Source organism: Rhizobium sp. SVR5-2C (assembly GCF_056755115.1).
In genome coordinates this window covers 1-21876 of the sequence record NZ_JBNDHT010000051.1, presented here as the reverse complement: position 1 = coordinate 21876, position 21876 = coordinate 1, and the positions used below count along the sequence as shown (strand labels likewise).

General features: G+C 59.4%; 21 protein-coding genes and 2 pseudogenes. 10 read left to right on the top strand and 13 right to left on the bottom strand.

The annotated features are described in order from the left end of the window. Positions 1–21: 21 nt before the first annotated feature. The 6 genes and pseudogenes from ACPYOI_RS16465 to ACPYOI_RS16440 form a co-directional block, all read right to left on the bottom strand. Positions 22–525, bottom strand: coding sequence for an SRPBCC domain-containing protein (locus tag ACPYOI_RS16465; protein WP_481423062.1), 504 nt, complete (start codon positions 523–525; stop codon positions 22–24). A gap of 2 nt (positions 526–527) precedes the next feature. After that, positions 528–1142, bottom strand: a pseudogene (locus tag ACPYOI_RS16460) (NADPH-dependent F420 reductase); the annotation flags it as partial. 35 nt (positions 1143–1177) lie between these two features. Further along, entirely contained in the window at positions 1178–1675 is a 498-nt protein-coding gene (locus ACPYOI_RS16455; RefSeq protein ID WP_481423061.1) for an SRPBCC domain-containing protein, read from the bottom strand. Positions 1676–1900: 225 nt separating this feature from the next. Next, the gene (locus ACPYOI_RS16450; protein WP_481423060.1) at positions 1901–2794 is read right to left on the bottom strand and encodes a LysR family transcriptional regulator; all 894 of its coding nucleotides are present in this window, start codon (positions 2792–2794) and stop codon (positions 1901–1903) included. A gap of 337 nt (positions 2795–3131) precedes the next feature. After that, positions 3132–3734, bottom strand: coding sequence for an NADPH-dependent F420 reductase (locus tag ACPYOI_RS16445; protein WP_481423059.1), 603 nt, complete (start codon positions 3732–3734; stop codon positions 3132–3134). A 74-nt stretch (positions 3735–3808) separates the two neighbouring features. Then, positions 3809–4543 (bottom strand): SDR family NAD(P)-dependent oxidoreductase, encoded by a 735-nt coding sequence (locus ACPYOI_RS16440; protein ID WP_481423058.1) that lies wholly within the window; start codon positions 4541–4543, stop codon positions 3809–3811. A gap of 89 nt (positions 4544–4632) precedes the next feature. Between ACPYOI_RS16440 and ACPYOI_RS16435 the strand changes: the two genes are divergently transcribed. Further along, complete coding sequence (locus tag ACPYOI_RS16435) at positions 4633–5058, top strand: winged helix-turn-helix transcriptional regulator (protein WP_481423057.1); 426 nt, start codon at positions 4633–4635, stop codon at positions 5056–5058. Positions 5059–5076: 18 nt separating this feature from the next. Here ACPYOI_RS16435 and ACPYOI_RS16430 read toward each other — a convergent pair whose 3' ends face one another. The 3 genes from ACPYOI_RS16430 to ACPYOI_RS16420 form a co-directional block, all read right to left on the bottom strand. Next, on the bottom strand, positions 5077–5697 hold the full coding sequence (locus ACPYOI_RS16430; protein ID WP_481423056.1) for an NADPH-dependent F420 reductase: 621 nt from the start codon (positions 5695–5697) through the stop codon (positions 5077–5079). Between the two features lie 68 nt (positions 5698–5765). Continuing rightward, positions 5766–6707 (bottom strand): SDR family oxidoreductase, encoded by a 942-nt coding sequence (locus ACPYOI_RS16425; RefSeq protein WP_481423055.1) that lies wholly within the window; start codon positions 6705–6707, stop codon positions 5766–5768. Between the two features lie 46 nt (positions 6708–6753). Continuing rightward, the gene (locus ACPYOI_RS16420) at positions 6754–7410 is read right to left on the bottom strand and encodes an NADPH-dependent F420 reductase (RefSeq protein ID WP_481423054.1); all 657 of its coding nucleotides are present in this window, start codon (positions 7408–7410) and stop codon (positions 6754–6756) included. 98 nt (positions 7411–7508) lie between these two features. Here ACPYOI_RS16420 and ACPYOI_RS16415 point away from each other — a divergent pair, with 98 nt between their 5' ends. Then, entirely contained in the window at positions 7509–8090 is a 582-nt protein-coding gene (locus tag ACPYOI_RS16415; protein WP_481423053.1) for a TetR/AcrR family transcriptional regulator, read from the top strand. 603 nt (positions 8091–8693) lie between these two features. On the opposite strand, the gene ACPYOI_RS16410 is transcribed toward ACPYOI_RS16415, so the two are convergent. Together ACPYOI_RS16410 and rnk are read right to left on the bottom strand one after the other, a co-directional pair. After that, positions 8694–9191, bottom strand: a complete 498-nt coding sequence (locus ACPYOI_RS16410; protein ID WP_481423052.1) for a GreA/GreB family elongation factor — start codon at positions 9189–9191, stop codon at positions 8694–8696. A gap of 139 nt (positions 9192–9330) precedes the next feature. Beyond that, the gene (rnk, locus tag ACPYOI_RS16405) at positions 9331–9777 is read right to left on the bottom strand and encodes a nucleoside diphosphate kinase regulator (RefSeq protein ID WP_481423051.1); all 447 of its coding nucleotides are present in this window, start codon (positions 9775–9777) and stop codon (positions 9331–9333) included. A gap of 1264 nt (positions 9778–11041) precedes the next feature. On the opposite strand from rnk, the gene ACPYOI_RS16400 reads away from it, so the two are divergent. Genes ACPYOI_RS16400 through mnhG form a run of 6 tightly spaced genes read left to right on the top strand, consistent with a single transcriptional unit; the run spans position 11042 to position 17070 of the window. Continuing rightward, positions 11042–13969 (top strand): monovalent cation/H+ antiporter subunit A, encoded by a 2928-nt coding sequence (locus ACPYOI_RS16400; RefSeq protein WP_481423072.1) that lies wholly within the window; start codon positions 11042–11044, stop codon positions 13967–13969. Then, positions 13969–14307 carry a Na+/H+ antiporter subunit C gene (locus ACPYOI_RS16395; RefSeq protein ID WP_481423050.1) on the top strand — a complete coding sequence of 113 codons (339 nt, stop codon included), beginning with the start codon at positions 13969–13971 and terminating at the stop codon, positions 14305–14307. The genes ACPYOI_RS16400 and ACPYOI_RS16395 overlap by 1 nt, the downstream gene beginning before the upstream one ends. After that, complete coding sequence (locus tag ACPYOI_RS16390) at positions 14304–15929, top strand: monovalent cation/H+ antiporter subunit D (RefSeq protein WP_481423049.1); 1626 nt, start codon at positions 14304–14306, stop codon at positions 15927–15929. The genes ACPYOI_RS16395 and ACPYOI_RS16390 overlap by 4 nt, the downstream gene beginning before the upstream one ends. Before the next feature lie 3 nt (positions 15930–15932). After that, a complete protein-coding gene (locus ACPYOI_RS16385) occupies positions 15933–16409 on the top strand; it encodes a Na+/H+ antiporter subunit E (RefSeq protein ID WP_481423048.1) in 477 nt (158 codons plus the stop codon). Further along, positions 16406–16687 (top strand): K+/H+ antiporter subunit F, encoded by a 282-nt coding sequence (locus ACPYOI_RS16380; protein WP_481423047.1) that lies wholly within the window; start codon positions 16406–16408, stop codon positions 16685–16687. Before ACPYOI_RS16385 ends, ACPYOI_RS16380 begins: the two co-directional genes overlap by 4 nt. Beyond that, entirely contained in the window at positions 16684–17070 is a 387-nt protein-coding gene (mnhG, locus tag ACPYOI_RS16375) for a monovalent cation/H(+) antiporter subunit G (protein ID WP_481423046.1), read from the top strand. The genes ACPYOI_RS16380 and mnhG overlap by 4 nt, the downstream gene beginning before the upstream one ends. Positions 17071–17385: 315 nt before the next feature. Here mnhG and ACPYOI_RS16370 read toward each other — a convergent pair whose 3' ends face one another. Next, complete coding sequence (locus ACPYOI_RS16370; RefSeq protein ID WP_481423045.1) at positions 17386–18285, bottom strand: universal stress protein; 900 nt, start codon at positions 18283–18285, stop codon at positions 17386–17388. Positions 18286–19518: 1233 nt separating this feature from the next. On the opposite strand from ACPYOI_RS16370, the gene ACPYOI_RS16365 reads away from it, so the two are divergent. Further along, positions 19519–19896, top strand: a complete 378-nt coding sequence (locus ACPYOI_RS16365) for a hypothetical protein (protein ID WP_481423044.1) — start codon at positions 19519–19521, stop codon at positions 19894–19896. Between the two features lie 327 nt (positions 19897–20223). Continuing rightward, positions 20224–20670, top strand: a complete 447-nt coding sequence (locus ACPYOI_RS16360; RefSeq protein ID WP_481423043.1) for a hypothetical protein — start codon at positions 20224–20226, stop codon at positions 20668–20670. 186 nt (positions 20671–20856) lie between these two features. Here the strand turns inward: ACPYOI_RS16360 and ACPYOI_RS16355 are convergent. Continuing rightward, positions 20857–20988: pseudogene (locus ACPYOI_RS16355) on the bottom strand (IS630 family transposase); the annotation flags it as partial. Positions 20989–21876: the final 888 nt, after the last annotated feature.

Below are 21876 nucleotides of genomic sequence, written 5' to 3'. Positions count from 1 at the left end.
CCGCCCAAGGGCTCGGGGTTGTCAATCTGCCTTCGTTGCGGCTTTTGCTTCCGCTGCGCGCGCGAGGCTTTCGACCCATTCCTGATGGTAGCGGTAGAGTGCACCGGGATGCTTGTGCCCGATTACGTCGAGGAAAAAGGCCCCCTGCTGGGTCTCCTCGGTCAGCACATGGCAGCCACCGTCTGTCGGCGTGATGACCCAGCCGTGATAGGCAGTCGACCCGCTCTCGTCACCGTCGACCGTCGTCGCCCAGGCAAGCCTGCGGCCCGGAACGCATTCCGTCACGACGAGGCTCATCGGAAAGCCGACTGTCACCCGGCGATATCTGGTTCCAAGGGTCAGTTCCGGCTCGCCGGTCAGGATCCTGACCTGATTTTCTGCAGGAAAGTAGCTCAACCAGTTTTCGGCGTCGACGAGCAACTTCCAGACCACCTCGGCCGGTGCCTTCACGTCGGTGTCGTTGAGCGCGTAAATGGCCGATGTCTTCGGATCGTAGCGCTTGGGCCAAATCACATGATCGTACATCGTCACTTCTCCTTCTTGAACAGGTCCTGGAAGATCAGGGGCGCCCAGTTCCTGTTCCGCGCCTGCACGAGTTGACCGCCTTCGGCAATCTTCCCGAGATTGACCGGCGCATAGCCGAGCTGCTCGACCAGCGCGGCCACCGTAGTGGTCGCACCTTCATCGTCGCTCGAAAGGAAGATCACCCGTCGTCCTTCGTTGCTCGTCGGGTCTTCCGCGAGTACGCCCGCCGGCAGATGGTTGAAGGCCTTGACCAGTCGAGCGCCGGGCAGGGTCTGAGCAATCACGGCAGAGGAGGGAAGACCGTCCAGGTCTTCGACGGCGACGCCGAATGCGTTCGTCGCGTCGATGACGATCTTGCCTTGCCAGCTCTCCAAGGTCTTGGCGAATTCCCGATGTTGCAAAAACGGGATCGCCAGGATGATGATGTCGGCCTTGACGGCCTCCCGCAGCGGCACGGGGACGACTGTCGGCCCGATTGCCCGCGCTTGCGGCGCCAGCGCCTCGGCCGGCCGCCGGCTGGCCACAGTCACCTCGATGTTCTTGCGGGCGAAGGCGCCGGCAAGTGCCTGGCCCACCGCACCGAAACCTGCAATGGCATAACTCATGTTGTTTCTCCGTCGATGTTGATTGCGCCGGCATTGCCCGGCTTAGCTCAATTCGCCAAAGGCCTGCCGCGCAGCGTGGCGACTTTCGCAAGGTCTTCCAGAAGCGTCTGATGCGTGCGCCAGAAGATGTCGGGAGCCTGCTTGGCGAGTTCTATCCACAGCGATCCCTGCATCGTTTCTTCGGTCCAGACATGGGTTCCATTTGCCGTCGGGGTGATGATCCAGGCGTGATAGGCCCTGGATTCAGGAGATGCCTTGGGGCCGCCGCCCCAGGCGATGCGTGTCATCGGCTCGAATTCCTGCACGGATGCGTAGACATCCTGGCCGGCCAGATTGGTCTCGAACCGCGTCCCAGGCCGCAACGACTCGTGGCCGTCCAGCAGATCGACGTGCTCGACACCCGGATAGAAGCTCGGCCAGGCAGCGGGATCCACCAGCAGCGACCAGATCGTTTCGGGGGAGACTGCGACCTCCAGTTCGTTCGTGAAATGGATCGGCGACCGGCTGGGAGCCATGTCTTGCGGCCATTTAATTGCTTCGTACATATCGACCTCTATATTCTCGATTACTCGCGACAAGGCGAACGGTCGCTACGATTTCCGCGGACGGATATTGCGCGGCCGGCTCCTTATCGTGGGGATATGTGGGGGAATGCGCAGACGGATGGGATTCCCGAATCCTCGATATCGCTTGTGCATATATGCACCACTCGCGACGCAAGCTCGGTCGCCGAGCACGGCGCTATTCACTGATGGTCGGATAGCCGCTCGTCAGTCGTTAGGAACCAGACCCCCGAGAAGCGGGGCATGGGCGGAAATCCGGCGGGACAGGAACTCGGTGAAGAGCCGCACCCGCTTCGTCTTGCGCGTCTCACCTTGGGTGAGCAGCCAGAGCGTTCCGTGCATGTGCAGGCCGGTGCCGGGGACCCGTGCCAGCAGTGGGTCGGCATCGCCGACGAAGCACGGCAGCGCCGTCATCCCGATCCCGTGCCGCAGTGCTGCGACATGCGCTCCGGCATCGACGGTCCTGAACGGGATTTCGGTGATGGGAATATCACCCTCACGCCCCCAGTCCGGAATGCCGTCGAACTTCTTGACGATCCATCGGACGCGCTCGGCCGTGCCCACGCGCCAGGCGGCGAGGAGGTCGCGCGCGATATAGACGGCTCCGAACAGCGCCGGGCCCTTCAACCCATGAAGGTTGAGCGGAAGACTGCTGCGATCGTAGACAACACGAATCGCGACATCGGCCTCCCGGTTGGTCAGATTGACCGGTTCGTCGGATGACAAGATCTCCATTTCGATTTCGGGGTGGAGGGCAGCGAATTCCGCGAAATCAGGCATGAGCAGGTGCGTTGCCAGCATCGGCGACAGCGTCACCCGCAAAAGCCCACGCACGCTCTGGTCGCGCCCGAACACCCGTGTCGCAAGCCGGTTCGACGACGCTTCCATCTGCTCGGCGAATTCAAGGACTTCCTCTCCCGCATTGGTCAGTCGGTAGCCGGACGGCCTTTTCTCGAACATCCGCGCGCCGAGACGCTCTTCCAGTTGGGCTATGCGCCGCAGCACGGTGGAATGATTGACCTCAAGACGCTCGGCTGCCGCCCGAACCGAGCCTTCGCGCGCGACAGCGAGGAAATAACGGACGTCATCCCAATCGGTCATCTACCTGGTTCCTGCATGCTGGGTGCTTTGGGCGCACCCATAGAAGCTGGGTAACAGGATTAGCATCGATGGTTTAATTTGTACCGGCATATAGGGTTCGAAAGGTCGCCTTGCCGTCAGATGCGCCGCCATCGGCTCGAAGCGTCCGTCTGGTGATAAGGCTGCCTTATCCGAGAGCGGGAAAGATCATGTGCTTGATCAGCGAGAGTAACCTTCATGAATTCGGCAAAGGCTCTCATTGAAGCCGGCATGTGTGCACGTTCTGAGTAATAAAGGTGAAAGTCGCGACCCATGAAAGCGGAGCGCTAAGAACGGACGGTAGTGCTCGTGCACCCATTCATTCGTCAAGCTTGGCCAGGTCCTTGAAGATCAGATGGCCCCAGCTATTTCCGCGCGCCTGCACAAGCAGTCCACCTTCTGAAAGCCCGCCAAGTTTGATCGGCGCAAAACCGAGTTTTTCCGCAAGCACACCAATCTCCGCCGCGGCAGCTTCATCGTCGCTCGCCAGAAACACGACTCTCCTGCCGCCATGGACGGCGGGGTCTTGGGCAAGGGTGGTGGCGATCAAATGGTTGAAGCCCTTGACCAGTCTTGCACCAGTGAATGCCTGCGCAATGAACCTGGAAGAAGGCTGTCCTTCCAGTTCCTCAGGAGGCACGCCGTAGGCATTGGTCACATCAATGATGGTCTTCCCCTGCCAGGTGGGGAGCGCCTGCGCGACTTCCGGGTGCACTTCGAAACGGACAGCCAGAAAGATGATATCCGCCTTGACGGCATCCGCCAGTGTCTTCGGAACGACCGTGGGACCGATCGCGGCCGCAGTTGATGTGATGCTTTCCTGGTCGCGCTTGGTTGCAACGGACACTTCGATGCCGTTACGGGCAAAGGCCTTGGCCAGAGCCTGGCCGATATTGCCGAAGCCGATTATTGCGTAGCTCATGTGTCTTCCTTCGATTTACCATGGCCCAGGGCACTCCAAGTGACCGAATGGAGCGCCCCTTTGGGCTCGGCGCGTCAGAGTTGCGCAAGGCCGCCGTCAACGGCGACTTCGCTGGCGGTCATGAAGCTGCTGTCCGAAGAGGCGAGAAAGGCGGCCACTGCCCCGATCTCCGACGGATCGGCCATGCGCTGGAGCGGCGTCATCGCGCCGTAGGCCTTCTGGCCCTCTTCGCCCAACGCTTCCTTCGCAAGCTCGGTCGCCGTCGCACCGGGCGACAGCACGTTTACCCGGATGCCGGTGCCCTTCAGGTCCTCGGCCCAGATCCGCGCGAGGTTGCGCACGGCCGCCTTGCTCGCGCTGTAGGCCGTGAATCCCGGCGCGCCCGTGGTGCCGGCGCTCGAGCCGGTCAGGATGATCGAACCGCCCGGCCCCATCAGCGGCAGCGCCTTCTGCACGGTGAAGATCGTACCCTTGACATTGGTGTCGAAGGTTTCGGCGATGTGCTCAGCAGTGATCTGGCCGAGCGGAAGCGGGCTTCCCGTCCCAGCATTGGCGAAAACGATGTCGAGGGTTCCGCGCTCGGCCTTCACCGCCGCGTAAAGTCGGTCGAGATCGGCCTCGTCGGAAACCGAGCCCTTCACCGCGCGGGCATTGGGGCCGAGGTCGGCCACGGCGGCATCGAGTGCTTCCCGCCGACGGCCGAAGATGAAGACGAAGGCGCCTTCCTCGATAAAGCGCCTTGCCGAGGCGAGGCCGATGCCGGTCGCGCCGCCGGTGATTACAGCGGTCTTTCCATTCAGTCTGGTCATGTAGTGCATCCTCTGTTGGAGTTGCACCGAAGCTAAGAAGATGGTTACCTAGTCACAAGTATGCACCATTTGGTAAGTATGGAAGATAAATGCCAAGTCCTTCTGATAACTGCGAAATTTCTCCTAACTGCGGCATAGGCTTCTCCCACGGACTCGCCGTCACGCTCCGCATCATCGCGGGCAAGTGGAAGCCGCTGATCCTGTACTTCCTGCTCGACGGCCCGAAGCGGTACGGCGAGCTCAAGCGCGCGATCGAGGGCGTCAGCCACAAGGTGCTGATCCAGCAATTGAAGGAACTGGAGGCCGATCGCGTGTTGACGAGGACCGATTACAAGGAGGTCCCTCCGCGTGTGGATTACACGTTGACCCCACTCGGCCACAGTCTGGCCATCGCCATCGTCCCGCTGTGCACCTGGGGGACCCAGAACATGGCGGAGATGGAGGGCATTTTTGCCGAGCGCGACAGTTCGCCCCGAGTGCCTGCTGATAACCGCACGGTTGCCGTGAGCGGATAGGGTCGAGCGACGCCGCATTCAGCCAATATCGACATGCATGGCGAAGTCCCAGGTGCCGGCGCCGTTTTTGGCCAGGCCGATCATCATCAAGCCGACCGCCTCAAGCGTTTGAGCCATGTGCAGGCCACCGACATGTAATGGACGCAGCCCGAGACTTTCGAGAAAGGTCGAGACGCGCTCCTTCGTCTTCGCGTCGTCGGCTGCGAAGAACGCGTCGAGGCGTCCGCCCTTGGAAAGGACGTGACCGAAGATGGTGTTGAACGCCTTCACGACCTGCGCGCCGGCGGGAAGACCCTTGGCGGTCCCCTGCGCGCCGGAACTGCCGTGGGGGATGACGAGGCCCGAGAGGTCGGGGGCGGCCGGGTTGGTGATGTCGATGATCACCTTGCCCTCGAGTGCGTCCCCGTAGTCGGCCACTACCGCGGCCGCGCCGGAGTACGGCACGGCGAGGATGACGATATCGCCGGCGGGCACTGCGCCATACGTCCCTGTCGTCGCTCCGGACGCGAGCTTGTCAGCCAGCGCCTGCGCCTTGGTGGCGTTGCGGCCGACCACCTCGACAGTGTATCCCGCCTTGGCGGCACGGCCGGCGATCGCGGCAGCCATGCCCCCTGATCCGATAATGCTGATAATGCTCATGTGCAGTCTCCTCGTGAGTTGTGGGATTTGCCGGGCTCGTTGCGACCCAGCGCGCTACCGTCAGCTCATCAGCCGGCGGGGAAGTAATGGCCGTTGTCCAGATCGGCGAGCAGGCGGAGCTGCGTGGGTTCCCAGCCGAGGGTCTGGCGTGTGATGAGGTTGGACGCCGGTAGGTCCAGCGTGACCAAATTCGCGAGGAACCCGAAGTATCCCGGCAGCATCAGCACGTCTGCGGGAATGCTCACGGCGGGCACGCCCAGACGGCTGCCAATGGCCTCGGCAATCTCGCGGAACCGGATGCCGGCGCCCTCGATCCCGTGCCAGGATTTGCCAGCCGGCCCCTTTTCCAGCGCCAGGCGGAACAAGGAGGCGAGATCGCGGCTATGCACCGCCGGCCACAGGTTCGCGCCGTCGCCGGGGTAGCCGATGATACCCTTCTCCTTCGCCAGCCCGATCAGCAGCGGGAGGAATCCGGCATCGTCGGTCGTGCTGTGCGCGATGGGAGGAATCCGCACGACCGAAGACCGCACGCCCCGCTCCGCGAGGCCGATTACGGTCGTTTCTACGACATTACGAATCCGCAGGGTGCCCTTATACTGATCGCCGCCGGGTAGGGCCGGGTCCTCCTCGGTGGCTGGCCGGCCCAAGTCTTCCCAGCCGGGCGAGCCAATGCTCCCCGACACGACCAGCGGCTTTCCAGTGCCCGCCAGTGCCTCGCCATATGCGAGCATGATCTCGCGCTCCGCGGCGGCCACGGCGTCTATTCCGCCGGAGGGGAGCAGGTCTTGCCGGTGCGCGATGTGGATGACGCCATCGGCTTCCTCCGCCGCCGCCTTGAGCCCGCCGAGGTCGGAAATATCCCCGCGACGCACCTTCGTGCCGTGGGCGGATACCGCAGCCGCAGCCGTATCCGACCGGGCGAGGGCGGTGACTTCATGGCCGGCTTCAATGAGGTCGGAGATGATGTACGGACCGATATGGCCGGTGCCACCTGTGACGAAAACGTGCATTTTATTGCTCCCTTGTGGGCAGTGTGAGAAATGGAATGAGGCATGTTCAGCCGGGAAGCGTGACGCCGATCGAGAAGTTGGCGTGTTTGATGGAGTGGGTCATAAGGCCCAGCCACAACATGCAGGCGTGCTCCAGCGTCCACGCCATGGTCAGCGGCCCGGCATCCATCGGGCGCAGTCCCAAGCTCTTGATGAAGGCCGAGACGCGTGTCTTCGCCTGTGGGGCGTCCCCGGCTACGAACACGTCCAATGGACGGCCCTCGACCGAGCCGGCAGCCAGGACCTGTGATGGCAAGGTGTTGAACGCCTTGACGACTTCTGCATTGGCAGGGGTCACCTGGGCGATCTCCTGCACGGCGAAACTGTCCTCATGGGTCAAGAAGCCCGAGAAATCAGATTTGATGGGGTTGGTGATGTCCACCAGGAGCTTGTCAGCCAGCCCTTCGCCGTAATGTTTCACCACGCCGAGAACTGCTGAGTAGGGAACTGCCAGGACGACGATGTGTCCGGCCGGCGCGGCCCCGAATGTTCCCGTTGTCGCGCGGGCTCCGATCTGCTCGGCCAGCGCCTGCGCTTTGGAGGGAGCGCGGCTCATCACCTCGACGGTATATCCGGCCTTTGCAGCAAGGCCGCCGATGGCAGCGGCCATCCCGCCTGATCCGATGATGCTGACAATGCTTATATTTGGCGTTGCTATTTCCATTGGCACACATACGCTATATGTTGTGGATCATTGATCCGAATCTTATTGGATCGGTGATCCACATATATGGTTCGCCGATCCATTTATCAAGAGAACCTATGCGAGCCGACGCCAGAAAAAATTACAGCCACATCCTCACGGTCGCGCGAGAGGTCGTCGCCGAGCATGGCGCCGATGCGTCGATGCGCGATATCGCCCGTCGAGCCGACGTCGGGTTAGCTACGGTGCTTCGTCACTTCCCGACCCGAGAAGCCTTGTTTGAGGCGTTGCTGTGTACCAATCTGGACTCATTGACGCGAAGGGCAGACGAACTCAGAACGTCAAGTGCACCCGACGAAGCGCTTGTGTCCTGGGTTCGCGAATGGGTGGCATTCGCCCAAAGCCATAGGGGCGTTGTCGCGATGATGGCAGCCGCTCACACCAATCCGGACTCCGCCCTTTATGCTTCATGTGCAGCCGTGCACTCAGCGAGCGCGTCGCTACTGCGCCGTGCTCAGACTGAAGGTACGGCGCGCCCTGACATGAATGGAGACAATCTGTTTGCCCTGATGACGGCCCTCGGTTGGGCGGTTGACCAACCTTCTTTCGCGTCACAGGCGGACCATCTCGCCCATCTTATTACGAGCGCCATCCTGAAAAATTGGCCCGGGAATTATACAAGAAGGCAGCCTGTTGAATGAGATCGACATCGGATGGCAGCAATGCGCCCCGCTTTCCCGTAGTCCACCGTAAAACAACTACAGATTCTGTCAGCGTCGGTCGTATAACAGGGTCGCAGGTTCATATACGCAGCGCGGTTCATGGTCTGTAGGGCACTCCGGAACCCATCTGCGGTATGGGGTGCCAAGCGTAGCGCCGCTTAGGTCGTCAAAGCGGATCGATCAACTTATTACAACCGATACGGTGAGTTGGGTCACACGGGACTTCAATGCATATATGAGCAGTGCCGTAGCCGGCACGCTGACGCGGGAAAACCGCGCCCGGTGCCGAGTGTTTTTCCGGGCCCAACTAGTCCAACGCGAAACCGTACCGGACGTCTCAAGGCAATGTTCCGGCTCGGCGCATCTGAGCTCATCCATCGATTGACGACGTGAGCGCTATTACCAGACGGCGCTTACGAAGCGAACTCCTCATCATGGGCCAACTCTTCGTCGATCCGGCGACAGTGCTGGCCGGTCCGTTCCTCGCGTATGAGTACGACGGAAGCTTGTCAGCAGCGCTCGTAGCGAATGCGGCGCAGGGCGATCCAGTCGGCGGCTATGACCGCCGGGGGACCGTGATCGTCAGAACCGTCCATCGCGGCCGTTTCGAACCGGGAGTGGTCCGCGCCTTTGACAATCCTGAGCACTGGCTTGCGCCGTAGCTTGTGCCGAGGCGGCAGCCTTCCTGCGCATTGCCCTTTCCGGTTGATGGTGGAGCGTCTCCAGCAGGATGCGTTCTTCAACGCCGTCGACGTTCGTCAGCACGAACTCCTGGCCTTCGGCAAGACCAAGAAGTGCCAACCCGCGCAGCGTCGTGACTGGCAGTAACATGCCGATCGCTGTCGTCATACGGTCGTCGGACAGCACGCGCGTGTCCCGACGGGCACCATCGATCCTGTAGGTCACGCGGCTGTTCAGGCTGGCGACGTTCTCAGGAAGGTCCTGGCGGAACATGACGATCGCTGTTGTGATCTTGCGCCTCAGGACAGGCGTGAGCCGGGTGTCGCGGACGAACGGATCGTCGAGCATGGCTTCCAACAAGGTGAAGTCTCGGGTGGTGAGGATGCAGTGTTCTCTCATCGTAGTTCTCCATCGCCCCCTCACGGAAGCGTACACGTTTGGCATGGATGAAACTCCCCTGGCCGAGGAAGGCGGCACAGGGGCTACGAGCCTGCAATGAGGCGCCTTCCGGGGAAAAAGCAAGAGAGCGGCCCGTCCCTCATGATGCCGGCCGAAGCTGAGAGGAGGCTCGGCCAGCCGCGCGATCCGGCGCCTCTACCGCAGCGACCGTTAGCCTGTGGACGCGACCGTCGCGGGCCGTCCAGTCGATCGACTGTCCCTTCGACAGTCCGATAAGGGCGGCCCCGATAGGCGTCAGGATCGATACCTTGCCCTCGGCGATGTCGGCGTCGCCTGGGAAGACGAGCGTCACCTGCCGGTCTTCGCCGAGGTCACTTGTGAAGCGTAGTTTGGAGCCCATCCGGACGACGTCCGCCGACAGTCGTTCGTCGGGCACGACGCGCGCCCGCTCGAGCTCGGCCATCAGTTCGTCTGCCACTTCGGGGATACGCAAAGCGTGGCTCTCGGCGAGTCTCGCAAGCCGCTGGTGATCGGAGACGGCCATCGAAATCGCGGGTTTGCGCGATTCTCTAGTTTCGGGAACCATTAAGTTCTCCTGCAGATTTATAGCGGTCGCCTTTATGCGCCGCCGGTACTTCAAATTCGTGAGGTGGATGTCGCTCTAGGCTGCGCCTGGGTCATTGACCGGTGCCTACGCCCCTCGGCCGGGCGCGACGCGACCGGGCCGGGGGGTCAGATTCCCGCGATAGGGAACACCCGCTTGAGGACGACATTGAGACGCGAGATCAACATGACCTTAAGATGGTCATAGCAAGCCGGATAGTCAAGCCAGGCCGCTGGACAGCAACGTTTCCAGAACGTGGAGGATGGAATGCCGTCTGCTTTCAGTCAGTCGAGCGCCCGATCCAGTCAATCGTAGGAATTCACGCCTTTAGTCGAACAACGTTAGCCAACAACTGTCAGGCCACGATCTTGGAAACCGGATGACCTCTCTGGCGACACCGCAACGGGACGCTTAAGACTAAAGCGGTACCTGCTCTCCTGTTGCCTATCCTCCAAGGTAGCGCTCCGTCGAGGATGGGCGATCCTTATTCTACAGGTCTCGCTTGGTGAACCGGAGACGGCGGCCTGGCGGTGACGCGATTGTGAATTTCTGCCGCGGCATGCCCCTCTCGACGAAAATTGCGAAGCCATAAATGAAGTTAAGGCGAGGATGACATTATGGATTTGGCGACGACGGGCGCCCGACAGCCATTTGCCGCATCTTCAAGGCGTGATCCCGCGTCGGAGTGAGAAACACACTCGCCTATGGGCTAGTTCACCTGAGATAGAAGCCGGGACACTGTTTCGATAATTTGACAGCTCCGGTCGGCCATGTCGTAGGGATAGGCTTTTGCTTGTTGCGCTTGGGCGCCGCCCCCCGCAAACATAAAAGCCAATAAGGCGAGGATCTTCCTTCCTATGACCACTACGCCCCGCAGCCAGCTCACACGAAAGTCAGTCAGGCTAGACAACCGACCGTTCCATCGGCAAATCAAGTGCCTGCGATATGTTGTCCACTGCCTGACGAACTACGCACCGCTGTGAATGCCTCCGGCAACGTACGAATCGTCAGCGACTCTGCGGACGCAGGAAGCAGACCAATACGTGGGGAGAAAGACGAACCGATCGTCGATGCGGGAAGCCCGGGTGGAGCGACATAATGCGGGTCAGCGGCTGAATTGTCTAGGACACGACCCATATGGTTCAGAGGAGCGAACCATCCTGCCATGAAGCGCAGCCACCGCTGATCCAAGAGCCAAGACTTGGCTTCCACCGACCACCACCTCGATCATCGTTAGGAGAAGAGAATTGGGGTAGATGCAGCGTCAACTTTTCTCTTACTGATAACCGCGCTCCCGTTCGTCGGAAGCCTTCTGACGGCGTTCCTGCTCCAAACGCATTCCAGGTTTCTGCCTGCTTCCATCGCCGGTTTCGTCGCTGCAATGATAACTTTGGCCACGGCTGCTCTCTATCCGTTCATTGCCGACGGCGGCGTTGTTCGTTTCGAAATCGCATGGCTGCCTCAGCTAGGCGTCAACTTCACCCTGCGGCTGGACGGGTTCGCCTGGATGTTCGCCATGCTAGTGGGTATCATCGGCGTCCTGGTCGTCCTTTATGCCCGCTACTACATGTCCGAGGACGATCCTGTGCCTCGGTTTTTTTCCTTTCTGTTGGCCTTCATGGGATCAATGCTGGGGATTATCATCTCTGGCAACGTGATCCTGCTTTCCGTCTTTTGGGAGCTTACGAGTCTCTCATCGTTTCTGCTGATAAGCTATTGGCATAGGAACTCTGCAGCACGCGATGGCGCGCGCATGGCCCTGACAGTAACAGCGGCTGGCGGCTTCTGTCTGATGGCGGGCCTGGTGATCCTTGGCAATATCGCCGGAAGCTATGATCTCGACGTTATCCTGGTATCCGCAGACCAGATCACGACCCATCCGCTCTACCTAACAAGCCTGGTTCTGATCCTCCTTGGCGCATTCACCAAGAGCGCCCAATTCCCATTTCACTTCTGGTTGCCGAATGCCATGGCAGCGCCCACGCCGGTGTCCGCCTACCTGCACTCTGCTACAATGGTGAAGGCGGGTGTCTTCCTGCTGGTGCGCCTTTCGCCCGCCCTGTCCGGCACCTACGAATGGTTCATGCTCGTCGGGGTCGCAGGTATATCGACCCTCCTCCTCGGGGCCTATTTCGCGATGTTTCAGCAGGACCTGAAGGGACTGCTAGCCTATTCTACGATCAGCCACCTCGGATTGATCACAACCCTGCTCAGCCTCGGAAGTCCCCTCGCCACAGTGGCCGCTATCTTCCATATGGTCAACCACGCCACCTTCAAGGCGTCTCTGTTCATGGCCGCGGGGATCATCGACCATGAGACCGGAACGCGCGACATGCGCCGCCTCAGCGGCCTGTGGCGCTACCTGCCGATTACCGGAACGCTGGCAATGGTAGCGACAGCCGCCATGGCGGGCGTCCCCCTTCTGAACGGCTTCCTCTCCAAGGAGATGTTCTTCGCTGAGTCGGTTGAGACCCACGCCGATTCCTGGCTCGACACCGCGCTGCCCTACCTGGCCGTGCTTGCGAGCGCCTTCAGCGTCGCCTATTCACTGCGGTTTATCCATTCGGTGTTTTTTGGTGGCCCTCCCACCGATCTTCCGAACAAGAACCCGCACGAGCCGCCGCGCTGGATGCGCTTTCCGATCGAGTTCCTGGTGATCGCCTGCCTGGTCGTCGGAATCGTGCCCAACCTGACGATCGGGCCGTTTTTGCAGGTTGCTGCTTTCAGTATCCTCGGCCAGTCGACGCCGCAATACAGTCTTTCAATCTGGCACGGCTTCAACATACCGCTGTTGATGAGCGTAGTTGCACTAGCTGGTGGGTGCATGATCTACATCGGCTTTCGGAAGTACTTCTCGCAATGCGAGGACGGGCCTCCCGGGTTCCGTCACCTGCTCGGCCAGCGTATCTTCGAGAGGGTTCTTGTTACAGTATCATGGCGCTGGGCGAGAAGCCTCGAGAGTCGGCTAGGGACAAGGAAACTGCAACCGCAACTTAGGTGGGTTACATTCATCGGCTTCTTGGCAGCGCTTCTCCCTCTCTATCTTGCGGGCTTTCACTCACGGATGATTGCTCCCTCCGACATTGACGTTCCGTTCCTGGAGATCTGGGCAATCGGAGGATGCCTGGCCATCGGAACCGCGTATTTTGCAAAATATCACCGACTGGCGGCTTTGGTCATGCTGGGTGGAGTCGGACTTGTCGTTTGCGTCACCTTCCTCTGGCTTTCGGCACCGGATCTCGCCGTCACTCAGTTGCTAGTCGAGATCGTCACAACGGTCCTAATCCTTCTCGGTCTGCGATGGCTGCCGAAACGGGCCAAGGCCCTGAAGGATGAAACGACATTCCGCGCCCGCTTCCGTCGTTTCCGAGACTTCCTGCTGGCTGCCATCTGCGGAGCCGGCATGGCATTCATCGCCTACGCCGTGATGACGATGACGGTGCCAGATGCGACCGCTAAGTTCTTCCTCGAAAATGCCTATAGTCAGGGCGGCGGACGCAATGTGGTCAACGTCATTCTGGTCGATTTCCGTGGCTTCGACACGCTCGGCGAAATCACGGTGCTCGGCATCGTGGCCCTGACCGTCTACGCGCTGTTGCGCCGCTTCCGGCCAGCGGCCGAAAGCATGGCACCGCCCGAACAGCAGCAGGTGCAGTCCTTGTTCGACGCACAGCATCCAGAACGGAACGTAGGCGACACGATGCGCGACTACCTGCTCGTGCCGTCGGTAATCATGCAATGGCTGTTCCCGGTCGTCATCACGTTAGCGGTCTACATCTTCATCCGTGGCCATGACCTGCCGGGCGGCGGATTCTCCGCCGGGTTGACGATGTCCATCGCATTCCTGCTGCAATATCTGGCTGGCGGCACGCGCTGGGCCGAGGAGCGCATCCGCATCCTGCCGCTGCGCTGGATGGGATCGGGGCTCCTCGTCGCGGCTGCGACGGGTTTAGGTGCCTGGCCATTCGGATACCCGTTCCTGACCTCCCATTCACGCTACCTGGATCTGCCACTGATCGGGAAGGTGCCCGCCGCTACAGCAATGATCTTCGACCTCGGCGTCTTCCTGCTCGTAGTTGGTTCGACTGTGCTCATTCTTGTTGCACTCGCGCATCAGTCCATTCGCATCAACCGGATCCGAGCTTTGGACGAAGCAAAAGAAGGAGCCGCCTGATGGAACCTGTCCTGTCCATAGCCATCGGTGTGATGACTACCTGCGGAGTCTGGTTGATACTTCGTCCGCGGACTTATCAAGTGATCGTCGGGTTCTCGCTACTCTCCTACGCGATCAATCTCTTCATATTTAGTGTAGGAGGCGTGAAGTCGAATGAGCCGCCCCTGCTTGGCGAAGGCGTATCGGCTGCAACACTGGCGGATCCGGTTCCACAGGCGCTCGTCCTCACCGCTATCGTGATCGGCTTCGCCACCACCGCTCTGTTCCTCGTGGTTCTGCTTGCCTCCCGCGGACTCACTGGCAGTGACCACGTCGATGGAAGGAGCGATCACCGATGATCGCCTGGGCTCAGCATCTCGTTATCCTGCCGATCCTGATTCCTCTCACGTCCGGAGCCGGCCTGCTTTTCATTCCCGAGCGCCAGCGGTCTGCAAAAGCGATGGGAAGCTTAGCGGCCACCACGGCACTCGCCGCCGTCTCGCTGCTGCTGATTGATGCTTCAAGCGAGAGCAGCTTCGACGGCGTCTACCTGCTAGGCAATTGGGCGGCACCCTTCGGCATTGTCCTCGTACTCGATCGCCTCTCTGCACTGATGGTGGCTTTGACCGCCATCCTCGCCGTGCCGGTCCTCACCTTTTCGTTGGCGCGATGGCACTCCGCGGGAGCGCACTTCCACAGCCTTTACCAGTTCCTTTTGATGGGACTGAACGGCGCCTTCCTGACTGGCGACCTGTTCAACCTCTTCGTCTTCTTCGAGGTGATGCTAGCGGCCTCGTATGGCCTGATCCTGCATGGCTCCGGCCCGCTTCGTGTTAAGGCGGGCATGCATTACATCGTGGTCAACTTGGCGGCGGCACTGCTGTTCCTGATTGGCGTCAGCCTTATCTATGGTACAGCGGGCACGCTAAACATGGCGGATCTCGCGGACCGGATCCCGACCATCGAACCGGATCGCCGAATGCTGATGGAAGCGGGAGCCGCGGTGCTCGGAGTTGGTTTCCTGATCAAGGCTGGAATGTGGCCGCTCTGCTTTTGGCTCCCCGGCGCCTACAGTGTCGCAGCGGCTCCGGTTGCGGCAATTTTTACATTGATGAGCAAGGTGGGGGTCTACATCATCCTGCGGCTGACTATGCTGTTGTTTTCCGACGGGCCGTCCGCTGGCTTCGGCTCGGAGGTGCTGCTCTACGGCGGCCTGGCCACCCTCGCCTTCGGTACGATTGGCGTTCTGGCATCGCAAGCTCTAGGCCGGATTGGAGCCTATTCCGTTCTCGTCTCGTCCGGCACGCTTCTGGCTGTCATTGGACTGAACGATGCGGCCGCGACCTCGGGCGCACTTCTCTACCTGCTCAGCTCGACCTTGACGCTTGGCGCCTTCTTCATGCTGGTAGAGCTGGTCGAAAGGAGCCAGGATGCTGGCGCGTCGGTTCTGGCAGTAACCATGGAGCTCTACGGGGACGCCGACGACAAAGTCCCCGAAGAGGTCGAAGGCACGACCATGCCCGCAACGCTGGCAATGCTCGGAATCTGCTTCGCCACCTGCACCATCCTTTTGTCCGGGCTCCCGCCTTTGTCCGGTTTTGTAGCTAAATTCGCTATGTTGTCGGCTTTGGTCGGAACCGGCTCGATCGGCGTTCCACCAACCGGACCCGCGTTGCTGCTGGTCGCCCTAGTCATCCTCGGCGGCTTAGCGACGCTGATTGCGCTCACCCGTGCCGGAATCCGCACTTTCTGGAGCTCGATTGAGGGAACGGTGCCGCGTGTCTTGGTCCTGGAGGTCGTTCCGATAATGCTGATCCTGGCTTTGACGGCAGCGCTAAGCATCAAAGCTGGGCCCGCCCTCGCTTTCACAGATGCGACCATGCGGGCGATCGGAAAGCCCAACGCCTACACCGAGGCAGTCAAACGGGCGACACCTCAACAGTCATGGCGCGACAGCGCGCGGCAGGATCGGGGAGAGTGACGAGTGTTTCCCTATCCTCTACTGGCGTTAGCTTTGCTGGTGATGTGGCTGCTGCTGAACGGTCTCACGCTCGGGCACCTGCTACTTGGCAGCATGGTCGCCGTATTCTCTGCATGGGGGATGGCGCCCTTGCGCCCTGACAAACCGAAGCTGCGGAAATGGTATCTCATTCCCAAGCTGGTTGGTATCGTGATGCTGGACATCATCCGCTCCAACCTGGCGGTGTGCGTTTTGATCATACGCGGACGAGCGAAAGGTCATCGATCCTCGTTCATCAACCTTCCGCTGGAACTAAATGACCCCACTGCCCTCGGCGTCCTCGCCGTAATCGTGACCAGCACCCCTGGCTCCGCCTGGCTTGAATACGACTCGCGCCGCAGTTCCGTGTTGATTCATGTGCTCGACCTTGTCGATGAGGACGATTGGCGCGATCTGATCAAGAACCGCTACGAAAGACTGCTGCTGGAGATTTTCTCATGAGCACGACTATCATATTCACCGCTGTCAGCCTCGCCCAGTTGCTACTGACGATCGCGATGGCCGTAGCTTCCGTGCGAATGTTCTACGGCCCACGGGCGCAGGATCGGATCATCGGGCTCGACACCGTCTACGTCAACTCGATGCTACTGCTTGCGACCTTTGGCATCGGCATGGGAAAGACGGTCTATTTCGAGGCTTCCTTGGTGATCGGGATGCTGAGCTTCGTTGCGAGTGTCTCGCTGGCGAAGTTCCTGATGCGCGGGGAGGTGATCGAATGATCTACTCGGCCGCTGACATACCGGTTTGGGCAGCAGTCATAATCGCTTGCTTCATGCTGATCGGGGCCGGGTTGGCGCTGATTGGTGCGATAGGATTCCTTCGGCTTCCGACCTTTTACGAACGCATCCATGCTCCCACGCTTGCTACCAGTTGGGGAACCGGCGGCATCATGACCGCTTCGATCCTGTTCTATAGCATGGCCGGTGGTCAACTCGTCGCGCACGAGGTTCTCATCGGAGTGTTCATCACCGTGACGACTCCGGTAACATTCATGCTTCTGGCCCGTGCGGCGCTACACCGCGACCGGTTCGAAAACAATCCGGATGTACCTCGGCGGGAAACTCACAAGGACTCTTTGACGGATCAAAGCGAAGGCACTTGAGGTTCGAAAAGGATTGACGGATTACACGACGCTGCCATTCGGCTATGGACCACAAGCTGCCGCTGACGGCAGTTGCTACCCAGTGTCTTATTCCTCGCTGGTAGAAGACGGTGCGCTCCGAGTCCTGAACTGCTCTCCAGAGCCATTTTCCCGATGGTCGTTTTGGGGCATTGGTTGGACGTCGTATTTCCTCAACTATGCCCACAGCATGAAAACCGCGACCGTATTCTGCAGGAGAAAGCTTCTCGCGAAAACGCCCCCACCTGTTGATCACCTTGGCATGTGGTTCGCAGAGGGTACCTGCAAACCTCCGGATCAGCGGGACTGACTGGGCACGACCAGCACGTCGCTCTGGATTTCGTGCAGGATCCGCGATGCGACGCTGCCGAGGAGAACATGCATTACGCCCGTCCGCCCATGCGTTCCTGCTATGACAAGATCGATATCAGCCTCATCTACCAAGACACGGAGGGCGTTTACAGCATCTCCCCATCGAACCTTGATATCAAAATAGTCGAGCGCGTGCTGACCGGCCACTTCTGTGACAAAGTCGCGGCATTCTCTGAGAGCAGATCCCTCGAATTCGCGTTCATAAGCAGCCTTATCATCCACCCAAATTCGATACGGCGCATCATATGCGTGAAACAGGGCGTGGTACCGATGGGAAAACCAGTTCAAGGATACCAGCACCGCCAGCTTTGACGATACAGTCAGATCAGTTGCCACCAGGGTTCGCGCATTTGTGTCAAGGACCTTTTTCTTCACGACCAGAAGCGGAATCGGAGACGACCGGGCCAGTGCAGTAACAGTGCTGCCAATTGACATAAGGCTCAGAGGACCTGTTCCCGCTATACCAGTCACGATCAGATCGGCTCGCTCTCTTGCTGCGAGGGCCAGGATAACGGCCTCGGGTGCGCCCTCGTCAACGACAACGGACGAGCGGAGTCCCTCAATGCACGCAAGGTCTTCGCGCAGGCGCTTGGCGCTACGCATCACCGCCCTGCGATACGCGTCTCGAGCTGACGTGTCGGTGGCCAGCCCGAGGTCATCTAGGGCGTGGACGGCGGTCAAGCTAGCGTTCCATTGCATGGCAAGCTGCACGGCGCGGTCTTGTGCACGATCGCATCGGGCACCAAAGTCCGTCGCTAGAACAATATGGCTCGGGAGGCGCCGATCTATGGCACTTCCCGCCACTTCCGGTGAAGAGTTCGACATGGTCGTTCATTCCTAATCTTTGAGACAATCTACTGTCCCGTTTCCCCGAGACGAATTGTCAAAGCGAGCGGCCTTTTCTTCCGACCGCGAAGCTAATTATCTACGAAACCTCTTTCCGACGCGGAGAGTTCCGGTGCCTGGAATGCGATTTCGATGGTCGTCGCGCGCAAATAGCGAAATCGATGTTAGCTGCTCCCAGAGAGCCTATGACCGACGTAGACCGGATCTGGGTCGATGCTCTGCGATTGCACAGCCCCGAAAAGGAGACCGGCATCTGTATAGCAACTCCTCGCTAAGATCGCCCGCTTCGTGATCCTCGGTCCTCGGCGGTTGGCTGGAAGAGGAGCCAGGCGGTGCCCTTCTCTGCGATCCGTATCCTACGAGCGTCCTGAATCGTCTCTGCCTGTAGTTTGGTATAAGGGCCTATTGGCTGGGTCTTCCGTCCGCCACGGCAAATCTGACAGTACCACTTGGTATCATCATTAGAGAAAATATCGACTGAGGTAGACGCTTCGTAAGGCTCGCGCTTGGCGATCTCGCTGGTGAAGTTGATCGGCCTTGAGTAGCGTTTGAAGAGCGCGACTTGCACACCCGAACCGATATTGTGCTCAGGCAACGTCGACATAATTCAGCTCCTTTCTTCTGCGCGGCAATGCGAGACACGGGTGTTGCCAGGGCCAGCGGACGGTATCGCCGTCTACCAGACGTCGCGGCTCACAAGTAGCATCTGCGCATCTCCGCAACGACTATTCTCGGAAGATCTGCAGGCTCGATTCTTCGAAAATCGCCCGAACTCCGTGGCCGCCAGCACTTGTCTAAGTGTCGTGGCCTGCAGCACCGCCAGTAGTGTGTTGCAATTGGTCGCGGTAAGCAAACGAATTTAATCGCGCTGTGAATGCAATTTTGCTGCTCCACCGCCATTTAATGCGACTCTCAGCAAACAGTTGGCGGTACTTGTTTGGATCGCCATCTAACAATAAAATTGTACTCAAGACACGATATAATTCGTTTGCTTAATGGTCATTCCGGCAGCAAACTGTCGGCGATATGACAGGCCGACGACCAAACAGAATCCGTCCTTCGTGCCCGCAGAAGTCGGACGCCATTTCGAAATGGCTCCTAAACATTCAGTCACGAGTGGCTGGATGGCTCGGGGCATGGAAACTGCCGATCTTCCCCGATCTGCAGCAACCTGGTCGGCGACCGCAGCAGTGAAGCAGAAGGAGATGAGCTATGTCAACGCTACCCTCGTACAATGTCGGTTCTGGCGTGCTGCATCCAGTTAGGCCCGCCAAGCACTACTCAAGGTTAATTAAGTTCATCGACGAGGTTGCCAAGCATGAGCCGCACGAGGCGTCTACGTCGGTTGATATCTACTCGGATGATAACAACGAGTGGTACTGCCAGGTTTGCCGCGGTGGACAAAAGACCCAGCCAATGGGTCCTTATACCAAACTTCAGGCAGAGCGAATTCAAGACGCTCGCAGGGCTCGGATCGCGGCAAAGGGCACCGCCTGGCTAATCTTTGAGCAAACCGAAGAGGACGAAAATGACGAGAAGCGGGTGGATGGTACTGCAATTAGTCAAGGCCCTAGTTCATGTGAAGCTTAGTGAGGTCCACCGCTGATAGTGCCCAAATGCAGTCTCTTCCACCTCATGAGAGAGCGAATTGAAAATGTCTGCGTTGTCTGAAGTCAAGTTGCTGCTATTGCGGGAGCGGACTCGATATCCGAGTTCTGACTGGCAGGCAGGCTATTGCCTACTCGCTGCGAGAGGCCCGGTTTCCATTCTCTTTTCTCAAAGACTCCGTCGCTTTCTTGCTCAATGCGGGAGCTCAATTTCAGGATCGTAAGCCCTGGCGCCAGTGAACCGGCGGCCAGGGGAAATCGAATTGATCCGTTAATTTTTAGGAGCTCATGCGCTCCGAGGAGTTATGCCATGACAACGTCGCTTCAGTGTCACCTGACGACAAAAGACCACGCGATCCTCAGAGAAATTCTTGATCTGCGCCCTCGCGACAACGCCTACAGCCGATTGCTTAGAAGAAAGCTGGCGCAAGCTGAAATTTGCTCCCCCGGGAATGTTCCCGATGATGTCGTGACGATCGACAGTCGCGTGACCTTCTGTGTCGATGCGGGCGCGCCAAGAACAGCCAATGTGGTCCAGAATGAGAGCTGTGACTTTCCTATCTACACCGTCTCCGTAGAAACACTTTTGGGATTGGGGCTGCTCGGCTTGAGATCGGGTGGGGCGATTGATATCGAGACCGAAACCGGGGCCTCACAAAAGATAAATTTGATAAGGCTCGATTTCCAGGCGCTTGCACCCCATCTCGCGGGACGCGGCCGAGGTGATTACCTGGGTCTTTTCGGTTACGCGTGCTAGAGCATGTCTGCTTCACGGGTCATAATCTGTGGCTGCGAACTAGTTTGCAGATTTGAGGGCTCGAACAGATCGACGAGTTCTCCGAAGGTGTTTCAAAGACGTCGACGGAGCGCTCGGCCCTTGCTCTCAGGAGTGCCTTGAGCATCTTATGGCCCGCGTTTCACCCTCTGCCGCTCACCGCGCGGGCGAGCGGCCGCGCAGTCGCGACATCTTTGTTGAAAGGCCTGTTTCGTCGATGAAGACAAGCCGTTGCGGGTCGAGATCGAGTTGACCGTCGAACCATGCCTGACGACGCTTAAGACGGTCCGCTCGTCCCTGCCAAGGCATGGCCGTCTTTCTTTTAATGTCCAGTCAAACTGCATCGCCCCGCGTCTCGCTGAGAGTCATTGTTCTATCCTGCCTCGATCATTCCGATGAAAAAGACCTCGTGCGCGTCCAGACGCGAACTTCCGGGCCTACGCTGTTCGGCAGGCGTCAATGGCGTTGTCGTGCGCTCGCGATCCAGCGATCACCATCACATCGGACAGGCGTGCCCGCAAGGTTTTGTCGCGTTCCAGCAGTTCGAGGGAAGTGGCGGGGAAGGTTGGCAGGTCGACGGTCAGTGTGCGCCCGAAAGTTTCCTGCCACCATCGAGTAGCTTCACCGCTCGCTGAAGCCGGAGATATCGCGTACCCAACCGCCCCACGCTGCAAACCAGTTATTGTTATCACCGTCGATAATAACAGTGGCTTTGGTATCGACGCCTGCCTTGCGCAGCTGCGCCTGCAATTCTCGAGTACAGCCATGAATCCCATCTTTCCGTAAGCAAGCCCTGGATCCTGCCCAAGCGCTGCGGTCACTCCACGGGCCTGCGGCGATCCAATCTTCTTCTCAGTCGCGTTCTCGTTGGTGGCCTCATCGCCGCACCACGTGATTGTTATGTGGCGGAACGTACCGTCCTCCTGGGGTTTTGAAGGATCGCGATCAGTTGGATGTCGCCGTCATTGAAAGGCGGGATTGAAGCAGTTCGGCCGTTTGTCGCTTCGCTCGGGATTTTTACGGTAGCAGAATCGCTGGGAAGCGGCGCAGACCTCATTGCACACCCGTCAACGATGACACCTGCGGGAATGAGCATAGAAGAAGCTCGGACTGAATTAGCCCCCGAAAGGCCCGGACATGCTCCACCACTTAGCTAAGTGGGTAGGAGTAATGTTGGTAATATGACTA

Excerpts from the sequence above, each read along its gene's own strand:
- ACPYOI_RS16365 (WP_481423044.1), top strand. The coding sequence starts at position 19,519 with ATGTCAACGCTACCCTCGTACAATGTCGGTTCTGGCGTGCTGCATCCA.
- ACPYOI_RS16420 (WP_481423054.1), bottom strand. The coding sequence starts at position 7,410 with ATGGAAATAGCAACGCCAAATATAAGCATTGTCAGCATCATCGGATCA.
- ACPYOI_RS16360 (WP_481423043.1), top strand. The coding sequence starts at position 20,224 with ATGACAACGTCGCTTCAGTGTCACCTGACGACAAAAGACCACGCGATC.
- ACPYOI_RS16450 (WP_481423060.1), bottom strand. The coding sequence starts at position 2,794 with ATGACCGATTGGGATGACGTCCGTTATTTCCTCGCTGTCGCGCGCGAA.
- ACPYOI_RS16465 (WP_481423062.1), bottom strand. The coding sequence starts at position 525 with ATGTACGATCATGTGATTTGGCCCAAGCGCTACGATCCGAAGACATCG.
- ACPYOI_RS16435 (WP_481423057.1), top strand. The coding sequence starts at position 4,633 with ATGCCAAGTCCTTCTGATAACTGCGAAATTTCTCCTAACTGCGGCATA.
- ACPYOI_RS16445 (WP_481423059.1), bottom strand. The coding sequence starts at position 3,734 with ATGAGCTACGCAATAATCGGCTTCGGCAATATCGGCCAGGCTCTGGCC.
- mnhG (WP_481423046.1), top strand. The coding sequence starts at position 16,684 with ATGATCTACTCGGCCGCTGACATACCGGTTTGGGCAGCAGTCATAATC.
- ACPYOI_RS16430 (WP_481423056.1), bottom strand. The coding sequence starts at position 5,697 with ATGAGCATTATCAGCATTATCGGATCAGGGGGCATGGCTGCCGCGATC.
- ACPYOI_RS16440 (WP_481423058.1), bottom strand. The coding sequence starts at position 4,543 with ATGACCAGACTGAATGGAAAGACCGCTGTAATCACCGGCGGCGCGACC.
- ACPYOI_RS16395 (WP_481423050.1), top strand. The coding sequence starts at position 13,969 with ATGGAACCTGTCCTGTCCATAGCCATCGGTGTGATGACTACCTGCGGA.
- ACPYOI_RS16390 (WP_481423049.1), top strand. The coding sequence starts at position 14,304 with ATGATCGCCTGGGCTCAGCATCTCGTTATCCTGCCGATCCTGATTCCT.
- rnk (WP_481423051.1), bottom strand. The coding sequence starts at position 9,777 with ATGGTTCCCGAAACTAGAGAATCGCGCAAACCCGCGATTTCGATGGCC.
- ACPYOI_RS16370 (WP_481423045.1), bottom strand. The coding sequence starts at position 18,285 with ATGTCGAACTCTTCACCGGAAGTGGCGGGAAGTGCCATAGATCGGCGC.
- ACPYOI_RS16425 (WP_481423055.1), bottom strand. The coding sequence starts at position 6,707 with ATGCACGTTTTCGTCACAGGTGGCACCGGCCATATCGGTCCGTACATC.
- ACPYOI_RS16455 (WP_481423061.1), bottom strand. The coding sequence starts at position 1,675 with ATGTACGAAGCAATTAAATGGCCGCAAGACATGGCTCCCAGCCGGTCG.
- ACPYOI_RS16415 (WP_481423053.1), top strand. The coding sequence starts at position 7,509 with ATGCGAGCCGACGCCAGAAAAAATTACAGCCACATCCTCACGGTCGCG.
- ACPYOI_RS16410 (WP_481423052.1), bottom strand. The coding sequence starts at position 9,191 with ATGAGAGAACACTGCATCCTCACCACCCGAGACTTCACCTTGTTGGAA.
- ACPYOI_RS16380 (WP_481423047.1), top strand. The coding sequence starts at position 16,406 with ATGAGCACGACTATCATATTCACCGCTGTCAGCCTCGCCCAGTTGCTA.